13 protein-coding genes and 1 other RNA gene are annotated in these 17923 nt (G+C 58.2%); 4 read left to right on the top strand and 10 right to left on the bottom strand.

Translation table 11 applies throughout. From position 1 onward, the window contains the following. The first annotated feature begins 44 nt into the window (after positions 1-44). Complete coding sequence (gene selO, locus AC2T6E_RS04045; RefSeq protein ID WP_486690644.1) at positions 45-1487, top strand: protein adenylyltransferase SelO; 1443 nt, start codon at positions 45-47, stop codon at positions 1485-1487. Here selO and AC2T6E_RS04040 read toward each other — a convergent pair. The 8 genes from AC2T6E_RS04040 to ppsR all read right to left on the bottom strand — a co-directional run bounded on the left by AC2T6E_RS04040 (position 1484) and on the right by ppsR (position 9590). Then, positions 1484-2263: a heme ABC transporter ATP-binding protein gene (locus AC2T6E_RS04040; protein ID WP_444508230.1), complete on the bottom strand. Its 780-nt coding sequence runs from the start codon at positions 2261-2263 to the stop codon at positions 1484-1486. The genes selO and AC2T6E_RS04040 overlap by 4 nt on opposite strands. Beyond that, positions 2256-3248: a FecCD family ABC transporter permease gene (locus AC2T6E_RS04035; RefSeq protein WP_010426068.1), complete on the bottom strand. Its 993-nt coding sequence runs from the start codon at positions 3246-3248 to the stop codon at positions 2256-2258. The genes AC2T6E_RS04040 and AC2T6E_RS04035 overlap by 8 nt, the downstream gene beginning before the upstream one ends. Then, on the bottom strand, positions 3248-4069 hold the full coding sequence (locus AC2T6E_RS04030; RefSeq protein ID WP_444508231.1) for a heme/hemin ABC transporter substrate-binding protein: 822 nt from the start codon (positions 4067-4069) through the stop codon (positions 3248-3250). The genes AC2T6E_RS04035 and AC2T6E_RS04030 overlap by 1 nt, the downstream gene beginning before the upstream one ends. After that, the gene (gene chuS, locus AC2T6E_RS04025; protein WP_444508232.1) at positions 4066-5094 is read right to left on the bottom strand and encodes a hematinate-forming heme oxygenase ChuS; all 1029 of its coding nucleotides are present in this window, start codon (positions 5092-5094) and stop codon (positions 4066-4068) included. The genes AC2T6E_RS04030 and chuS overlap by 4 nt, the downstream gene beginning before the upstream one ends. A gap of 23 nt (positions 5095-5117) precedes the next feature. Next, entirely contained in the window at positions 5118-7103 is a 1986-nt protein-coding gene (locus AC2T6E_RS04020) for a TonB-dependent hemoglobin/transferrin/lactoferrin family receptor (RefSeq protein WP_444508233.1), read from the bottom strand. Positions 7104-7179: 76 nt separating this feature from the next. Beyond that, on the bottom strand, positions 7180-7368 hold the full coding sequence (gene hemP / locus AC2T6E_RS04015) for a hemin uptake protein HemP (RefSeq protein WP_010426061.1): 189 nt from the start codon (positions 7366-7368) through the stop codon (positions 7180-7182). Between the two features lie 189 nt (positions 7369-7557). Further along, a complete protein-coding gene (aroH, locus tag AC2T6E_RS04010) occupies positions 7558-8604 on the bottom strand; it encodes a 3-deoxy-7-phosphoheptulonate synthase AroH (RefSeq protein ID WP_108416820.1) in 1047 nt (348 codons plus the stop codon). Between the two features lie 152 nt (positions 8605-8756). Then, positions 8757-9590: a posphoenolpyruvate synthetase regulatory kinase/phosphorylase PpsR gene (gene ppsR, locus AC2T6E_RS04005; RefSeq protein WP_042719439.1), complete on the bottom strand. Its 834-nt coding sequence runs from the start codon at positions 9588-9590 to the stop codon at positions 8757-8759. 459 nt (positions 9591-10049) lie between these two features. Between ppsR and ppsA the strand changes: the two genes are divergently transcribed. From ppsA to AC2T6E_RS03990, 3 genes are all read left to right on the top strand, one after another. After that, positions 10050-12428 carry a phosphoenolpyruvate synthase gene (gene ppsA / locus AC2T6E_RS04000; protein ID WP_010430177.1) on the top strand — a complete coding sequence of 793 codons (2379 nt, stop codon included), beginning with the start codon at positions 10050-10052 and terminating at the stop codon, positions 12426-12428. Positions 12429-12662: 234 nt separating this feature from the next. Next, positions 12663-14063, top strand: a complete 1401-nt coding sequence (locus AC2T6E_RS03995) for an MFS transporter (RefSeq protein ID WP_108416822.1) — start codon at positions 12663-12665, stop codon at positions 14061-14063. A gap of 3 nt (positions 14064-14066) precedes the next feature. Beyond that, positions 14067-16442 (top strand): glycoside hydrolase family 3 N-terminal domain-containing protein, encoded by a 2376-nt coding sequence (locus tag AC2T6E_RS03990; RefSeq protein ID WP_486690637.1) that lies wholly within the window; start codon positions 14067-14069, stop codon positions 16440-16442. A gap of 5 nt (positions 16443-16447) precedes the next feature. On the opposite strand, the gene rprA is transcribed toward AC2T6E_RS03990, so the two are convergent. Next, positions 16448-16555, bottom strand: an RNA gene (gene rprA / locus AC2T6E_RS03985) — antisense sRNA RprA. A 209-nt stretch (positions 16556-16764) separates the two neighbouring features. Beyond that, positions 16765-17880, bottom strand: coding sequence for an AI-2E family transporter YdiK (ydiK, locus tag AC2T6E_RS03980; RefSeq protein WP_010430184.1), 1116 nt, complete (start codon positions 17878-17880; stop codon positions 16765-16767). Between the last annotated feature and the right edge of the window lie 43 nt (positions 17881-17923).

Genomic DNA, 17923 nt, shown 5'->3' with positions numbered 1-17923 from the left:
GTTTAAGACCCGCTAAACCCTCTACACTAAAAGCAGGAGGACCTATGACCCTGTCTTTTACTGCACACTGGCATGACGAGTTGCCTGGCTTTTATACCGCACTCAAACCTACACCGTTACACCATTCCCGTCTTATCTGGCATAACGCGCCGCTGGCTGACGAACTGGCGATCCCGCCTGACCTGTTCCAGCCTGCAGAAGGGGCTGGCGTCTGGGGCGGAGAAACGCTTTTGCCGGGCATGCAGCCACTGGCTCAGGTCTACAGCGGCCACCAGTTTGGCGTCTGGGCGGGGCAACTGGGTGACGGCCGGGGGATCCTGCTCGGTGAACAACAGCTTCCCAACGGGGAGACGGTTGACTGGCATCTGAAAGGTGCAGGTCTTACCCCCTATTCGCGAATGGGCGACGGGCGCGCGGTGCTGCGCTCAACGATCCGCGAAAGCCTGGCATCGGAAGCCATGCATGCGCTGGGGATCCCTACCACGCGCGCGCTGTCCATTGTTACCAGCGATACGCCGGTTGCGCGTGAGACGATGGAGCAGGGGGCAATGCTGATCCGCATCGCTGAAAGCCATCTGCGCTTTGGTCATTTTGAACACTTTTACTATCGCCGCGAGCCGGAAAAAGTCCAACAGCTTGCCGACTATGCCATTCGCCGCCACTGGCCACAGTTGCAGGGCGAAGCGGAAAAGTATGTTCTCTGGTTCCGCGATATCGTCTCCCGTACCGCCTCAATGATTGCCCGCTGGCAGACCGTCGGGTTTGCACACGGGGTCATGAATACCGATAACATGTCCCTTCTGGGACTCACCTTCGATTACGGTCCGTATGGCTTCCTTGATGATTACCAGCCGGGTTACATCTGTAACCATTCGGACTATCAGGGACGCTACCGTTTTGATAATCAGCCTGCTGTAGGGTTGTGGAATCTACAACGCCTTGCGCAAAGCCTGTCGCCTTTTATTGACGTCGATGCTCTGAACGATGCGCTCGACGGTTATCAGGAGGTTCTGCTGCGGGAGTATGGTGCGCTGATGCGCAACAAGCTGGGCCTGCTGACCCAGGAGAAGGGCGATAACGAATTACTGAACACCTTGTTTGCGCTGATGGCGCGGGAAGGGAGTGACTACACCCGCACCTTCCGGATGCTGAGCCAGACGGAGCAGAACAGCGCGGCGTCACCGCTGCGCGACGAGTTTATCGACAGGCAGGCGTTTGACGACTGGTTCACGCTCTACCGCTCGCGGCTTCAGCAGGAGCAGGTGGACGATGCAACCCGCCAGGAGAAGATGAAGGCCGCGAACCCCGCAATGGTGTTGCGCAACTGGCTGGCGCAGCGGGCGATTGAGCAGGCAGAGCAGGGACAGTACGACGAGCTACACCGCCTGCATGTGGCGTTGCGCACGCCGTTTGCCGACCGGGACGATGACTACGTCAGCCGCCCGCCTGACTGGGGCAAGCGGCTGGAAGTGAGCTGCTCAAGCTAGCGGGCGAGAAACACCTGCGGCGCGGCGTGAGCCGGATGTTGACCCACGTGCAGCTGTGCGCCATACCAGTGGGTCAGCGCATCGGCCTGCAGGACGGCCTCCGGTGTGCCTCCGGCGACCAGCCTGCCGTTATGCAACAGCAGGATCCTGTCAGCCCACAGCGCCGCCAGATTGAGATCGTGTAGCACTACGCAGACGTGCAGATCCTTTTGACAGGTCAGCGTTCTCAACAGCCGCAGCAGATACTGCTGATGGTAGAGATCCAGCGCGGAGGTGGGTTCATCCAGGAACAGCCAGCCGCGCGGAGCACCGTCGCACCAGAGTTGCGCCAGCGCGCGCGCAAGCTGGACACGCTGCTGTTCGCCACCGGAAAGCGCCGCAAATTGCCTTCCGGCAAGCGGTAAACATTCGGTGATCCGCATGATTTCCTGAATCACTGCCGCTTCAGGCGTGCGCGTCCACGGGGCGCGGCCCATGCCGATAACGGCCTCCACCGGCCAGTCAAATCCCAGCTGCGTGTTTTGACGCATTACCGCCCGCTGGCGGGAAAGCGCGTCCGGACGCCATGCGCTGAGGGGTTTCCCCGCCAGAAGACAGTGCCCGCTGGCAGGCTTGAGATAACCCGTTAACAGCCGTAATAACGTTGATTTCCCGGCACCGTTCGGGCCAATTAACGCGATCAGTTCACCCTGCGACAACGACAGCGAAATGTCGTTGATTATCGTGCGTCGTCCCGCCTGAAAAACAATATTTTCAGCGCAATAGCGGTCAGCCATGTTGCCCTCCACGATGGAAAATAAGCCAGAGAAACCAGGGGGCGCCAAGAAGGCTGGTCAGTAAACCAACCGGCATTTCTGCTGGCGCGACCAGCGTTCGCGCGGCCGTATCCGCAACCAACAGCAGCGAAGCTCCGGCGAGGACCGAGCCGGGGATCGCGGCCCGGTGATCAGCGCCCAGCCACATACGCATCAGATGCGGTACCACCAGCCCCACAAAGCCGATCACGCCGCTGACCGCCACTGCGGCAGCAACCAGTAGGGCGCTGCACAGCAGCAGGATCCGCTGTACGACGGCGACATCCACACCCAGGTAGTGCGCTTCCTCATCACCGAGTTGCAGCACGTTGAGCGCGTTCGCCAGCCGCCAGATAACCAGAACGGTGGGCACCATCAGCGAGGTAACGGCCAGCAGTGTCGACCACTGTGCCTGACCGAGGCTGCCCATTCCCCAGAGCGAAAGCTGGCGAAGCTGCGCATCGTTACTCACCCAGGAGAGGACGCCGACCGCCGCGCCGCACAGGGCATTTATCGCAATGCCAACCAGTAACAGACGTGACAGGGAGCTGTTACGCTGTTGGCTGAGCAGGAAGATCGCAACGGTCGCTGCCAGCGCGCCGAGAAAGGCTGCCAGCATCGGGGCGTAGAGCATCACCAGGGCAGGTAACGAGAGCGGAAGAACGACCCACAGCGCGACCGCCAGCGCCGCGCCGCTGCTGATGCCGAGCAAACCCGGATCCGCCAGGGGATTGCGAAACAGTCCTTGCATCACACACCCCGCCAGCGCCAGCGACCCGCCGATGACCAGCGCCAGCAGCACGCGAGGCAGGCGGATCGTCAGCCAGATTTGACGCAGCGCCTCGTCGCTGCCGTTCCACAGCAGGCTGACCGGCAGGCGCAACGCACCAAAGCCGGTGGCCGTGAACGTCAAAAGGGAGAGCAGGGCAGCCAGCAGCCACAGTGAAACCGTAACCCGTCGGGACATCAGGGGAGTTGCTCCGCTTTGGCGCGCAATTGCTGGATCGCTTTCGGCGTTCGCACGCTAAAGCCCAGCAGCGCCATGTCATCAATCGCCAGCATCTGTCTGTTCCGCCCGGCTGGCGTTTGCGCCAGACCCGGCAGCGTCCACAGATTTTCTTCACCGCCCAGCGCCCGCACGCCGTCCTGCGAAATCACCACCAGGTCGGGCTGGCTGGCAATCACGCCCTCCTGCGACAGCGGCTGATAGCGGGAAAATCCCTGCATAGCGTTCTGTAAACCTGCCGCACGGATGGCGGCATCCGCGCCGGTCTGCTGCCCGGCAGCCATGGCGGTCATCCCGCCGTGGTTAAGAATAAACAGCACCCGCTTGTTCAGCGACGACCCAGGCAGTGCGGCCAGCTCCGCATGCAGCGTTTTGCGCAGGATTTCTCCCTGCGCCTGCTGGTGCGTTGCGTCGGCGATCGTCCGGACTTTCTCGTCAATCACGCTCAGGGCGTTACTGGCGGGAACGGTGACCACCCTGACGCGGCTTTGCTCAACCTGCTTCAGTGCCAGAGAGGGCTGAGCCTGAGCGCTCGCCAGCACCAGCGTGGGACGCATGGACAAAATCCCCTCCGCATTAAGCTGGCGCAGATAACCCACGTCTGGCAGGTCGTTCGCCGCCTGCGGCCACTGGCTGGTGCTGTCGCGCGCGACCAGAGAAGACTCTGCGCCAAGGGCATAAACGATCTCCGTGACGTCGCCGCCGAGGGTGACAATTTTCTCCTGCGTGGCGGCAAACGCCACCAGAGGCAGGGCGCTCAGCAGGGCAAACCAGCTTTTCATGCGGCCATCCCTTTTGGCGTCAGGGCGTCAATCTGGCTGCGCCACTGGCTCTGCTCCGGCTCGCCTTCGGTACGCTGGCCATACAGCTGGGCGATTTGCGTACCGTCGGCGGCAAACAGTTCCAGGCTGGTGACGTGGCCATCTGCGGTCGGCTTGCGCGTTACCCAGCTCTCCGCGACGGCGTCTTCCAGTAGATGCAGCGTAAAGGTGGGGTTAAAGATATTCAGCCAGCCTTTCATCGGTACGACTTTTTCCACCGCGCCGGTGAAGATCTGCACGCAGCCGCGGTTGCCCACGAAGACCATGATTTCGTTACCGTCCTGACGTGCCGTTTCCAGCAGCTGCCCCAGCGCGCTGTTCTCAACTTTGCAGGCGAGGTCGTCGCCCACCAGACGAAACGCCTGCTGGCGGCTGAGGTTATGGCGCTTCAACAGGCTGAAGAACTGATGAACGTCGGTCATGGCGCGCCACTCTTTGTCCACACGCGCGGCATCTGCATTCTCAGCGTGAGCCGGGGCATCGGCGGCCTTCAGCTCAAGCGGCGGGTTATCGGCAAAGATAAAACGGGTCAACACGTCGCCCCAGGCAGAGACGTCGGTATTGTCCGTGGTATACACCTTCAACAGGGCATCGCCCTGACGATCGAAGAACTGAATGCTCTGACGCTCACCGCGTGCGGTGGTTTCGCTGATGTGAAACACGCTCGCCCACTGGTTGAGGAACAGGCGCAGATCCAGCGCGCGCGGGTTCAGCACCAGCCCGGCGTGGCCGTTCAGGTGCTGGTTGGTAAAGCTCCCGACCTGCTCGTGCACGGCGTATTCGTTGCGGCAGATACATTTGGTTTCGCCCACAGCCTCCAGCGCGCCTAAAATCTCGCGGATTTCACCGTGCAGTCGCCAGGCGTCGTGACCTACGCGGGCAAAGGTCAGCTCCGCTTCGCTGATGTTCATTAGCCCTGCGATGTCACGCGCGTATTTACCCGGATTGTTTTCTTTTAACTCAAGCCAGCGTGTGTAGTGATTCATTGTCTCTTCCTTCTCAATATGCGTTACCACTGATAACTCACGAAAATCTTACCGTTACGACCGTCCTGCGGGATCCCCTGCGGTGACCAGTACGCTTTGTCGAAGGCGTTGCCCAGCACCAGCGTGGTGGTCACGCCTTTGAGCTGTTCCTGACCTTTATAGCTGACGTAGAAATCATTGACCGCATAGCCCGGCTGTTTACTGTAGCTGCTGCTGATATGCGTTGAGCGATCGACAAAAGTACCGATCCAGCCGACGGAGAACCCGCTTTGCGCCACCGGGATATCCAGCTTGCTGGTGACGGTGTCCGGGTTAATGCTGGAGATATACTCGCCGGTGTTGGTGTCTTTGCCGCGCGTGCGGTTGTAGGCCACGTCGAGGTTGAACAGGTCGGCGGCGTATTTTGCCATTACGTCCCATCCCCAGATTTTGGCGTCGGGGACGTTATAGGACATGGTGGTCGCCGCGGCAAAATCGACGGTGGTGGAGATGTAGTCTTTGGCTTTGGTATCGAAATAGCTGGCCTTAAACTCCAGCGCATCGTTGGCAAGCATCAGATCGTCAAAGCGCAGACCAAAACCGAACTCCTGGGTTTTGTTGGTTTCCGGGCGCAGATTCGGGTTAGGTACCCAGTAGTTGGTGTAGAAGCTGCCGATGGAGAAGTGTTTCGCATCGTTATACATCTCGCCCATGGTCGGCGCGCGGAAGGCCTGCGCATAAGAGCCGAACAGCATCAGCCAGTCGGTTGGGCTGACGGTTAACCCGGCGCGGGATGACCACTTATCGGCATCCACATCGTCGTAACCCTCGCTGCTGCCGCGATAATTGTCGTAGCGCGTACCGCCCAGCAGGGTCACGGGCAGATCGCGCAGGGTGATCTCATCCTGCAGCCAGCCGGAGCTGAAATCGATTTTGGCATTCGGGAAGCCGGTTGTCGCACCGCCCGGGCGTTGCTCCTGACGATAGTATTCGCCGCCGTAGGTCAGGAGATGAGACGCAAAGGAGTCGCTGAACAGACGGGTGCGGTTTTCCACTTTGCCGCCTTTGGTGGTCTGCTTGCGGAACTCGCCGGTGCCGTCGACGTTCTGGGCGTTAATGCGCGCTTCGGACCAGTAGACTTTTGCATCGGCGTTCAGCCAGTCGTTACCTTCCGGGGCAAGGTGGTAGCCAAGCTGCGCATCACGCTGGATGGTGGAGCGGTCGGTCATGGGATTGCTGCTGTCGGACGCGTCGGTGGTTTGCGGGTTTTTCGGCTCCTGCGCGTCGTTGTTGTAGTAGCGCAGGGAGCCGCTCAGGGTTTGAGCCGGGTCGATTTTCCAGCTCCCTTTTGCCAGCATGTTATTAATGGATTCGTCGTTAGGCGCCGTTGCACCGTCACTCTGGCGAATATCACCGCGATCCCGGCTCGACCATGCCACCAGACCGTCCAGCGTCTCGGTACGGCCATAGGCGCTGGCACCCATTCCGATGCTGTGATCGCCCGTCGCGCCCGTACCAAACACGCGGTAGCCGCTGTTCTTGCCCGGCTCGAGCAGATCGTTGGCGTCGGCGGTGTCATAGGAAATCACGCCGCCCAATGCGCCGCTGCCGTACAGAAGAGCGGAAGGACCGCGCACCACTTCGATACGTTTGATCAGCGCCGGGTCGAGGAAGGTGCTGTTGAGGTGGCCGGTATCGGTTCCCTGACGCACGCCGTCGACCAGGACCAGCACGCCGCGACGGTCGTAACCGCGCAGGTTGACGTCCTGACCATTCGTGCGGCCGGTACCGTCCAGCGTCAGGCCGGGTACCTTGCGCAGCAGGTCGGCGGCAGAGCTGGCGGTCTGGTTTTCCGGGGCGGTGGCGTCAATGACGCTAACCATCATCGGCGCCTCAAAGGCGCTTCGGGCGTTGCCGGTGGCGGTTACGGTGATGTCGTCTGTAGCGGCAAACGCAGCCCCCGGCAGGGTGCTGACAATCGCCAGCGCCAGAAGTGACGGACGTAAAGATGCGGAAGGCAGGTGTGGCATAGCAACTCTCCATAAGAATTGAAAAGCGCTGGCTGCCTGGGGATCACCTGGGTGGCTGGCGAAATTATCGTGTTGTTTATTTAGTCAGGATCAGTTTTCCAGCATGGGTCTGGCGCAGAAGATAGTGCTGGCCGTCATGCTCGATAATGACCCGCCCCTCATCACCGAGCAGGGTTTTGCTGTCGATACGGCGATCGGTGGAGGTGGGGGAAGGCGCTGTGTGTGTTTTTATTGGCGTTGCCGCGCTGTTATCCGTACGTGACATAATGTTTATAAATAACAATCAATGTAACAATGATAATCATTATCAATAAACTGCAAATTCACGGCAAGCGTTTTTGTGAAAATTGTGTGACGGGATCAAATTTGTGGGAGATGCAGTCTGATGCCCTCTCCCACAGGGAGAGGGCACGGATCGTAGGTCGGGTAAGCGCAGCGCCACCCGACAATACCATCAGAAGCGAGAATCAACCGCAGCTGCCAGCTTTTCCAGTAGCAGTTCGCTGTCTTCCCAGCTCAGGCACGGGTCGGTGATCGACTGGCCGTAAACCATCTGCTGTCCGGTAACGATTTTCTGCGTGCCTTCTTTGAGGAAGCTTTCCGCCATAATGCCTGCCACGGCGGTGGAACCGCTGCGGATCTGCTGGCAGATCTCATCGCAGACATCCAGCTGGCGACGGTGCTGCTTCTGGCAGTTGCCGTGGCTGAAATCCACCACCAGGTGTTCCGGCAGGTCGAACTCGGCCAGCGTTTCGCAGGCTGCTGCGATATCTTGCGCATGATAGTTCGGTTTTTTGCCGCCACGCATAATGATATGCCCGTACGGATTACCGCTGGTCTGGTAGATGGTCATGTGACCGCTCTTATCCGGCGAAAGGAACATATGGCTGGCACGCGAGGCGCGGATCGCGTCGACCGCAATTCGCGTGTTGCCATCGGTCCCGTTTTTAAAGCCGACCGGACAGGAGAGCGCGGAGGCCATCTCACGGTGGATCTGGCTTTCGGTGGTGCGTGCGCCAATTGCGCCCCAGCTGATCAGATCAGCGATAAACTGCCCGGTTACCATATCGAGAAACTCGGTCGCCGTCGGAACGCCCAGCTCGTTGACCTGTAAAAGCAGCTTCCGCGCCAGCTCAATACCGTGGTTCACGCGATAGCTGCCGTTGAGATCAGGATCGGAAATCAGACCCTTCCAGCCCACCACGGTGCGCGGTTTTTCAAAGTAGGTGCGCATGACGATCTCAAGGCGATGCTGATACTTCTCACGCATCCCCTGAAGACGTTTTGCGTAGTCCATCGCGGCATCCAGGTCGTGAATGGAGCAGGGGCCAATCACCACCAGAAGGCGCTTGTCTTCGCCGTTCAGGATTTTTTCAATGCGGCGGCGAGACGCCGTTACATGTTCCGCAACGCCTGCGGAAACGGGGTGCCGCTGGGCCAGTTCAGCCGGAGTCACCAGGCTATCAATGCGCGCAGTGCGGAGTTCGTCGGTTTTGTTCATGGAATGTCTCAGAATTTTTGTGCTTCATCGGCAGACTACCGGGAAGTGATGGGCATCACCTTAAACCAATCCCTGCTGATTTCAAGTTCGGGGCAAATTCGCCCCGATGATGCCCATTATGATAACTGAAACTGGATTAATGTACTAGCATATTAGTACATGCGGCGATTCAGCCCCATGATGTCGAGGATTTTGGTGGCAATTTCTTCTACAGAATAGTTGGTGCTGTTCAGCCACGGGATCTGGTTTTTGCGGTACAGCGCTTCAACCTCGGAAACTTCCATCCGGCACTGGCGCATGGAGGCGTAGCGGCTGTTCTCGCGGCGCTCTTCGCGGATGGCGGCGAGGCGCTCCGGGTTAATGGTCAGGCCGAACAGCTTGTGCTGCAGCGGCTTAAGGGCGGCGGGCAGCACCAGGTTGTCCATATCGTCGGCAATAAACGGGTAGTTTGCAGCGCGAATGCCAAACTGCATTGCCAGATAGAGGCTGGTCGGGGTTTTGCCGCAGCGCGACACGCCGAGCAGGATCACCTGCGCCTGGTCGAGATTTCGCAGAGAGATACCGTCATCGTGGGCGAGGGTGTAGTCAATGGCGGCGATACGCGCATCGTACTTGGTCAGGTTGCCGGGGTTCAGCCCGTGTGTACGGTGGGCGATGGGCGTGGGGTCGAGCTTGAGCTCGCTCTGCAACGGTGCCACCAGCGCCTGCACGATGTCCTGACAAAACCCTTCACTTTGCAGAATGATGCTGCGAATTTCCGGGATAACAATCGAATAGAACACCAGCGGGCGCACGCCGGTTTGCTGGAAGATGGCGTCAATCTGGTCTTTCACCGCTTTGGCGCGGCTCTCATTTTCCACAAAGGGCAGCGTGATGCTGTTAATCGAAACGGGAAACTGCGACATCACCGCGTGCCCCAGCACCTCGGCGGTGATCGCCGTACCATCAGAAATATAAAAAACGTGGCGATCGACAGCACTATCCATTTTATCCACCCTGAATATCAGACCTAATTGCCTGAAAGCATAAATTAAAAAAGTAAATTAAACAGCAAAGAACTTGTCCTAATTATTTACCCGTCATAATTCAAGCTGCAGGCGCGTTGGCTTTCATCGCTCGCCCAGTCACGTACTAAATGTACGCTCCTGGGACTCTCTGCGTCGCCGCCTTCCTGCAACTCGAATTATTTAGGGTAAAAATGAAACGGTGTTTTTGATTTTCCTGAAAAGTGGATTTCATTTTTCAAATAGCGACTTTATTTCTGTGGTTTTTGGCTGAATATAAAGGAATCATCGGTTTAGCGAGTGATGGGAAAGTATCCGAAAAGTTGAAAATTTAAATTGCTTACACGATTCACCGTTTTTTTAGCGGAAGTAAATATGCCAGTATAAATACGTAGTCAGGTGTTTCTTACTCCGATCAAATATCACAAAAGGATTGTTTCGATGTCCAACAATGGCTCGTCACCGCTGGTGCTTTGGTATAACCAACTCGGCATGAATGATGTAGACAGAGTTGGGGGCAAAAATGCCTCCCTGGGTGAAATGATTACAAATCTGTCCGGTATGGGTGTTTCCGTACCAAACGGGTTTGCCACCACCGCCGATGCCTTTAACCTGTTTTTAGACCAGAGCGGTGTTAACCAGCGCATTTACGACCTGCTGGATAAAACGGATATTGATGACGTCACCGAGCTTGCCAAAGCCGGGTCACAAATCCGCCAGTGGATCATCGACACACCTTTCCAGCCGGAACTGGAAAAAGCCATTCATGACGCGTACAACCAGCTCTCTGCTGACGATGCGCAGGCCTCCTTTGCCGTGCGTTCTTCTGCAACCGCAGAAGATATGCCCGATGCCTCGTTCGCCGGACAACAGGAAACTTTCCTGAACGTTCAGGGTTACGATGCGGTGCTGGTGGCGGTGAAGCACGTTTTTGCTTCCCTGTTTAACGACCGCGCCATCTCCTATCGCGTGCACCAGGGCTACGACCATCGCGGCGTCGCGCTCTCCGCTGGCGTGCAGCGTATGGTTCGCTCGGACGTAGGTTCTTCCGGCGTGATGTTCTCCATCGATACCGAATCCGGCTTCGACCAGGTGGTGTTTATCACCTCCGCGTGGGGCCTGGGCGAGATGGTGGTGCAGGGCGCGGTAAACCCTGACGAATTCTACGTCCACAAGCCTACGCTGGCGGCTAACCGTCCGGCAGTGGTGCGCCGCACCATGGGCTCGAAAAAAATTCGCATGATCTATGCCCCAACCCAGGAGCATGGCAAGCAGGTTAAGATTGAAGATGTGCCGCAGGAGCAGCGCGACCGCTTCTCCCTGACCGACGCCGAAGTGGAAGAACTGGCGAAGCAGGCGGTGCAGATCGAAAAACACTACGGCCGTCCGATGGATATCGAATGGGCGAAAGACGGTAACACCGGCAAGCTGTTTATCGTGCAGGCGCGTCCGGAAACCGTCCGCTCTCGTGGTCAGGTGATGGAGCGTTATACGCTGCACGCGCAGGGCAAAATCGTGGCGGAAGGCCGCGCCATCGGTCACCGTATCGGTGCCGGTCCGGTGAAAGTGATCCACGACATCAGCGAGATGAACCGCATTGAGCCAGGCGACGTGCTGGTGACCGACATGACCGACCCGGACTGGGAACCGATCATGAAGAAAGCGGCGGCCATCGTCACCAACCGCGGCGGTCGTACCTGTCACGCGGCGATCATTGCCCGCGAGCTGGGTATTCCTGCGGTTGTCGGCTGCGGTGACGCCACCGAACGCATGAAGGACGGGCAGAACGTAACCGTCTCCTGCGCCGAAGGCGATACCGGCTACGTGTACGCCGATATTCTGGACTTCAGCGTGAAAAGCTCCAGCGTGGATACCATGCCGGACCTGCCGCTGAAGATCATGATGAACGTCGGTAACCCGGACCGCGCGTTTGACTTCGCCTGCCTGCCGAACGAAGGCGTAGGGTTGGCGCGTCTGGAATTTATCATCAACCGTATGATCGGCGTTCACCCGCGCGCGCTGCTGGAGTTTGACGACCAGGAGCCGAAGCTGCAGAACGAAATCCGCGAGATGATGAAAGGTTACGACTCACCAAGAGAGTTCTACGTCGGCCGTCTGACCGAAGGGATCGCGACGCTGGGCGCGGCGTTCTACCCGAAACGCGTGATTGTGCGTCTGTCAGACTTTAAGTCTAACGAATACGCCAACCTGGTGGGTGGCGAACGCTACGAGCCGGAAGAAGAGAACCCGATGCTGGGCTTCCGTGGGGCCGGACGCTACGTGTCCGACAGCTTCCGCGACTGTTTCGCGCTGGAGTGTGACGCGGTGAAACGCGTGCGCAACGACATGGGGCTGACCAACGTGGAGATCATGATCCCGTTCGTGCGTACCGTGGACCAGGCGAAAGCGGTGGTGGACGAGCTGGCGCGTCAGGGGCTGAAGCGCGGCGAGAACGGGCTGAAGATCATCATGATGTGCGAAATCCCGTCCAACGCCCTGCTGGCCGAGCAGTTCCTCGAGCACTTCGACGGCTTCTCTATCGGCTCGAACGACATGACGCAGTTGGCGCTCGGTCTGGACCGCGACTCTGGCGTGGTCTCTGAGCTGTTCGACGAGCGTAACGAGGCGGTGAAAGCGCTGCTCTCGATGTCCATCCGCGCGGCGAAGAAGCAGGGGAAATACGTCGGGATCTGCGGTCAGGGTCCGTCCGACCATGAAGACTTTGCCGCCTGGCTGATGGAAGAGGGGATTGATAGTCTCTCCCTGAACCCGGACACCGTGGTGCAAACCTGGCTGAGCCTGGCAGAACTGAATAAGTAACCGCGTAAAAACGGAAAAAGGCGAGGAGATATCTCCTCGCCTTTTTTTATTTCCGCCCGAATATGCTCCCCATCACAAATAAAACAAAAAACCAAATATCATAATTTGTCTGTTAATTTAGACAATTGTTAGCGCGCAAAGCGTTGCTAATACTTGAGCCTTACTGCGCACTTCCCTTCAGATGATGCGCAACTGGTTGAAATACGTTTTAACCTGATAAAAAGGCAAATAACAATGACAATCTCCTCTGTATTACGTACGAAAGATAAAATAGGTTATGGCTTAGGCGATATGGCCAGCGCGCTGGTCTGGCAAACGGCGACGTTATTTCTCGCCTATTTTTATACGGACGTTTTTGGCTTGCCCGCCGCGATTATGGGCACCATGTTTTTAGTGGTGCGCGTGGTCGATGCATTTATCGATCCCTGCATTGGCGCACTCGTCGACCGCACGCAAACGCGCCACGGTCGCTTTCGCCCCTGGCTGCTGTGGTTTGCTATTCCGTTTGGCGTCAGCTGTCTGATTACCTTCTATGTACCGGACGTCGGGCCGACCGGGAAAATCGTCTATGCCTGCGTGACTTACGCCATTCTGAGCCTTATCTACTCGGCGATTAACGTGCCTTACTGTGCCATGCCGGGGGCGCTGACGCTGGATCCCCGCGAACGTCACTCTCTGCAATCCTGGCGCTTTGGGTTGTCCTTTATCGGCGGGCTGATCGTGACGGTGATTGCCCTGCCGCTGGTGTCACAGCTGGGGCAAGGTAACGTACAGAAAGGCTATTTCTATGCCATGAGCCTGATGGGGCTGTTGGGTATTGTTTTATTCTTCTGCTGCTTCCTGATGACCCGCGAACGTTATTCGCCACGAAATGATACCTCCGGCTCCATGCTGACGGATTTAAAACTGCTGGCCAAAAACAGCCAGTGGCGAATTGTGTTCGTGTTTAATATTTTGCTGTTAACGGCGGTCGTGACGCGCGGCTCTGCCACCATGTATTACGTCAACTATGTGCTGCTGCGCCCGGAACTGGTCTTTGCCTTTATTGTTTCAGGCATGGTGGCCTCATTAAGCGGGGCATTATTATCTGAACGCCTGCTCGGAAAATTTGATCGCGTTCGCGCCTATCAGTGGACCATTATGACGTTCGTCATTTTCGGGGCGCTGATTTTCTTCATTCCGCCTTCGCAGGTCTGGCTGATATTCGGCCTCAACATCGTTTTTAGCTTTATTCAAAACCTGACCACTCCGCTCCAGTGGACCATGTTCTCCGACGTGGTGGATTACGAAGAGCATCGCAGCGGTCGTCGTCTGGACGGTCTGGTTTTCTCTACCGCGCTGTTTGCCATCAAGTTTGGGCTGGCGCTGGGCGGGGCCGTGGTCGGTTGGGTGCTTGGCATGGTGGATTACGCCCCGGGCCAGGTGACGCAGGCGCCGCACGTGCTCTCTACCATCAACGCGCTCTTTACGCTCATTCCTTGCGTGCTGTTCCTCTGCATGGTGGCGCTTCTTTCCATTTACAAACTCAACAGTCGGCTGGTGGATTCCATTGCCCGTGAACTTGCGGGCAAGCGTGATGTGCGTCCCGACGCAGGAAAGCTCAGCCCGGCAACCCATTCTGCAATACAGGAGTAAAACATGACGGCTATCTATAAGGACGCAGGACGTCCGGTACACGAGCGCGTCGCCGATTTACTGGCGCGCATGACCCCGGAAGAGAAGTTTGCCCAGATGCACGCGTACTGGCTGATCCTCGATGAAAACGGCAATCACCGCGAACGGAGCGATCTCAGCGATGAGTTCGCAGGCGTGAGCGAGCAGGCCTCGCTCAGCGAACGGCTGAAGCTGGGCGTGGGGCAGATCACGCGTCCGCTCGGCACGCATATTGTTGATGCGAAAACGGGCGTGCGCGCGGCCAACCGACTCCAGCGCATGATGATGGAAGAGACGCGTCTCGGTATTCCGGCGCTGTTCCACGAGGAGTGTCTGGTGGGGTTGCTGTGCAAAGACGCAACACTGTTCCCGTCCTCGCTGAACTATGGTTCGACCTGGGACCCGGAGCTGGTGCAGCGGGCGGCGGAGCAGATTGGCAAAGAGGCGCGCTCCGTCGGCTGTCAGCAGGGGCTGGCGCCGGTGCTGGACGTGTCCCGCGACGTGCGCTGGGGGCGTACCGAAGAGACCTTCGGCGAAGATCCCTGGCTGGTGGGGGTGATGGCGACCGCCTACGTGAAGGGGTTACAGGGCGATAAACGCGACCTGCTGGCGACCCTGAAACATTACGTTGGCCACTCGTTTAGCGAAGGGGCGCGCAACCACGCGCCGGTGCACCTCGGGTTTAGCGAGCTGAATGATACCTTCCTGTTGCCGTTTGAAATGGCGGTGAAGCTGGCTAACGCCGGTTCGGTCATGCCCGCCTACCACGATATTGATAATCAGCCGGGTCACAGCGACAGCTTCCTGCTTACCACCGTCCTGCGAGAACAGTGGGGATTCGATGGGATTATTGTGGCGGACTACGGCGGCGTCAGCCTGTTGCACCAGCACCACGGGATTTCCCACGACGCGGCCGAATCTGCTGCGCTGGCCTTTAACGCCGGGCTGGACGTTGAGCTGCCGAAAGATGACTGCGCGCGCCATCTGGCGGAAGCGGTAGAGCGTGGGCTGATTTCGATGGCGAAGGTGGATGAGATCGTTGCGCGTACGCTGACGGAAAAATTCCGCCTTGGCCTGTTTGAACGTCCCTATGCCGATGAGCAGGGCAGCGATCTGCAAAATGAGACGACCCGGCAGGTGGCGCGTGATGTCGCGACAAAGTCGATCACGCTTCTGGAAAACAATGGCATCCTGCCCCTCGGCGGAAAGCCTCGCGTTGCGCTGGTCGGCCCGACGGCAGACGATCCGCTGGCGTTACTCAGCGGTTACAGCTTCCCGGTACACCTGATCATCAGCGACATGGTAGAAGAGACGTCGCAGGTGACGACCCCGCGCGCGGCGCTGGAACACTATCTCGGTGCATCGAACGTGCGCTATGCCAAAGGGTGCCACATCATTGAAAAACGGATGGCGGGCGCGCCGGTCTTCCCCGGCGACAGCGGCGGTAAGCCGATGCAGCAGTCGCCGGTTTCACTGAGCACCGCACTGATCCCCGAGGCGGTAGACGCCGCGCAACAAAGTGACGTGGTGGTGGCCTGCGTGGGCGATCTCGCCGGGCTGTTCCAGAGCGGCACCGTGGGTGAAGGCTCAGATACTGACTCATTGAATCTGCCTGGCGTGCAGCAACAGCTGCTGGAAGCGCTGGTCACCACCGGTAAACCGGTGATCGTAGTGATGACCGGCGGGCGCCCGTACAACCTTCAGGGCCTGGAAGATAAGGTCGCGGCGCTGATGATGGCCTGGGCACCCGGGCAGGAAGGGGGCTGGGCGATTGCCGATGTACTGACGGGGCGGGCGGAGCCGCAGGGGCGTCTGGTGGTGAGCGTGCCGAAAAGCGCCGGAGCAATGCCGTATTACTACAATCACAAGCTGAAAAGCGGCGGCACGCCGTTTGCGTTCCATTTCGGTTCGCGTTACCCGTTTGGCTTCGGCCTCGGCTGGACGCAGTTTAGCTGGGGAGCGGCAAAAGTGGCGTCATCCAGCGTGCCGGTCGACGGCGAGGTCACGCTGAATGTGGATATCACCAATACCGGTGAGCGCAGCGGCAGCGAGGTGGTACAGGTTTACGTCAGGGATAAGGTCGCCACGCAGGTGCGGCCGCTACAGGAGCTGAAGGCCTTCCAGCGCGTCACGCTCTCGCCGGGCGAAACCGCCACGCTCACCTTTACGCTACCGGTTGAGATGTTCAACTTTACCCGTCGCGACGGGAAACGCATCGTTGAGCCGGGTGAGTTTGAGCTACAGGTTGGCGCATCGTCGGCGGATATTCGCGAGGCGGTGACGGTCAATGTGACAGGGGAAACGCGGGTACTGCCTGCTGAGTGGCGGATGCTCAGTACCTGTGAGGTTAAGCGCGCGTAGTCAGGATAAAAAAAAGCCCATCGTGGGAGATGGGCAAAGACTACACACAGCAATTCGTTGTTTCACTCAGGGGATTTCCATGCTTATAAATCAAGGTGTTGATTTATAACCGTGTCCTAATAGTAGGCATGTCGGCTTTTAGCGTCGATCAGATTCGTCTCAATAGTTAAAGAGACGTAAAGATTTCTTGAGGTTAGCAGCGGACTTGCTGCTGAAATGGCGGGTCTGACCAGTGAGTAATGAATAAATACTTTAGTAGCATTTAAGTATTGTACGAAAGCATGTAGGCCGGGTAAGCGTTAGCGCCACCCGGCAAAAAGGCTTAATGCGTGTTCTTCTCTTCCAGCTCTTCCAGTTCGCTCAGGATCACATCTGGATCTGTTCCCGGAGGGGGAACTTCATGCACCCAGGCCGAGAAGAGACGCCATGTCACTGCGAGCAGCACCGGGCCGATAAAGAGGCCGATCATCCCAAACGCGATTAACCCGCCGATAACGCCTGAGAGGATCAGAATCAACGGTAAATCAGCCCCCATGCGGATCAGTATCGGGCGAATGACGTTATCCATGGTGCCGACCACGCAGCTCCAGACCAGAAGCACGGTGCCCCAGGTGGTATCGCCCGTCCAGTAGAGCCAAATGATGGAAGGCACCAGCACCAGCAACGGTCCCAGTTGCGCAAGACAGGTCATCAGCATGACAACGGTGAATACTGTAGCGTACGGCACGCCGGAAATGGCCAGACCGATACCGCCCAGCACCGCCTGCACCAGCGCGGTCACCACCACGCCCAGCGCAACGGCACGGACGGCTTGCGCAGCCAGCAGCACGGCGGCATCGCCGCGTTTACCCGCCAGTCGGGTGGCAAAATGACGCACCCCAAGGGCAACCTGCTCACCGCGCCAGTACAGGAGCGCGCTAAAGACCAGCATCAGCGCGCAGTGCATCATAAAGCGGCCAATATGCGCCGCCTGACCGACAAACCAGGTGGTGGTGGTGCCAATATACGGCCGCACTTTCGCGATCAGCGCGCTACCGCCCATCTCCAGCAGGCTATGCCAGCCGCTGTAAAGTTTCGCGCCGACCAGTGGAATGCTGTTAAGCCACGCGAGATCCGGCAACGTCAGATCCCCGCTGGTGGCGGCACGGATAACCGGGCCACTGGAGTCGACAAGACTATTTACCAGCAGGGCAATCGGAATAATAAACAGCATGAACAGCAGCAGCGTCATGACCAGCACCGCCAGGCCACGGCGGCCAAACAGCAGTTTCTGAAGCCGTAATAGCAGAGGCCAGGTGGCGACGACAACGGTAGCGGCCCACGCAAAGCCAAGCACGAAGGGTTGAACAATCCACAGACACGCAATAATCATCAGGGCTAAAAACAGCACCGACAGCAAAATTTGCGCAACATCCCTGGGCTGACGAAGATTGACCATAAATGTAACTTTCCTTAAATGAACACCAGCATGGCTGGCGAGA

The organism is Enterobacter sp. B79-1 (assembly GCF_057444735.1).
This window is presented reverse-complemented; position numbering and strand designations above follow the sequence as displayed.

Coding starts and splice junctions, on each gene's coding strand:
- AC2T6E_RS04040 (WP_444508230.1), bottom strand. CDS start 2,263: ATGGCTGACCGCTATTGCGCTGAAAATATTGTTTTTCAGGCGGGACGA.
- AC2T6E_RS03990 (WP_486690637.1), top strand. CDS start 14,067: ATGACGGCTATCTATAAGGACGCAGGACGTCCGGTACACGAGCGCGTC.
- AC2T6E_RS03995 (WP_108416822.1), top strand. CDS start 12,663: ATGACAATCTCCTCTGTATTACGTACGAAAGATAAAATAGGTTATGGC.
- selO (WP_486690644.1), top strand. CDS start 45: ATGACCCTGTCTTTTACTGCACACTGGCATGACGAGTTGCCTGGCTTT.
- hemP (WP_010426061.1), bottom strand. CDS start 7,368: ATGTCACGTACGGATAACAGCGCGGCAACGCCAATAAAAACACACACA.
- AC2T6E_RS04035 (WP_010426068.1), bottom strand. CDS start 3,248: ATGTCCCGACGGGTTACGGTTTCACTGTGGCTGCTGGCTGCCCTGCTC.
- AC2T6E_RS04020 (WP_444508233.1), bottom strand. CDS start 7,103: ATGCCACACCTGCCTTCCGCATCTTTACGTCCGTCACTTCTGGCGCTG.
- ppsA (WP_010430177.1), top strand. CDS start 10,050: ATGTCCAACAATGGCTCGTCACCGCTGGTGCTTTGGTATAACCAACTC.
- AC2T6E_RS04030 (WP_444508231.1), bottom strand. CDS start 4,069: ATGAAAAGCTGGTTTGCCCTGCTGAGCGCCCTGCCTCTGGTGGCGTTT.
- chuS (WP_444508232.1), bottom strand. CDS start 5,094: ATGAATCACTACACACGCTGGCTTGAGTTAAAAGAAAACAATCCGGGT.
- ydiK (WP_010430184.1), bottom strand. CDS start 17,880: ATGGTCAATCTTCGTCAGCCCAGGGATGTTGCGCAAATTTTGCTGTCG.
- ppsR (WP_042719439.1), bottom strand. CDS start 9,590: ATGGATAGTGCTGTCGATCGCCACGTTTTTTATATTTCTGATGGTACG.
- aroH (WP_108416820.1), bottom strand. CDS start 8,604: ATGAACAAAACCGACGAACTCCGCACTGCGCGCATTGATAGCCTGGTG.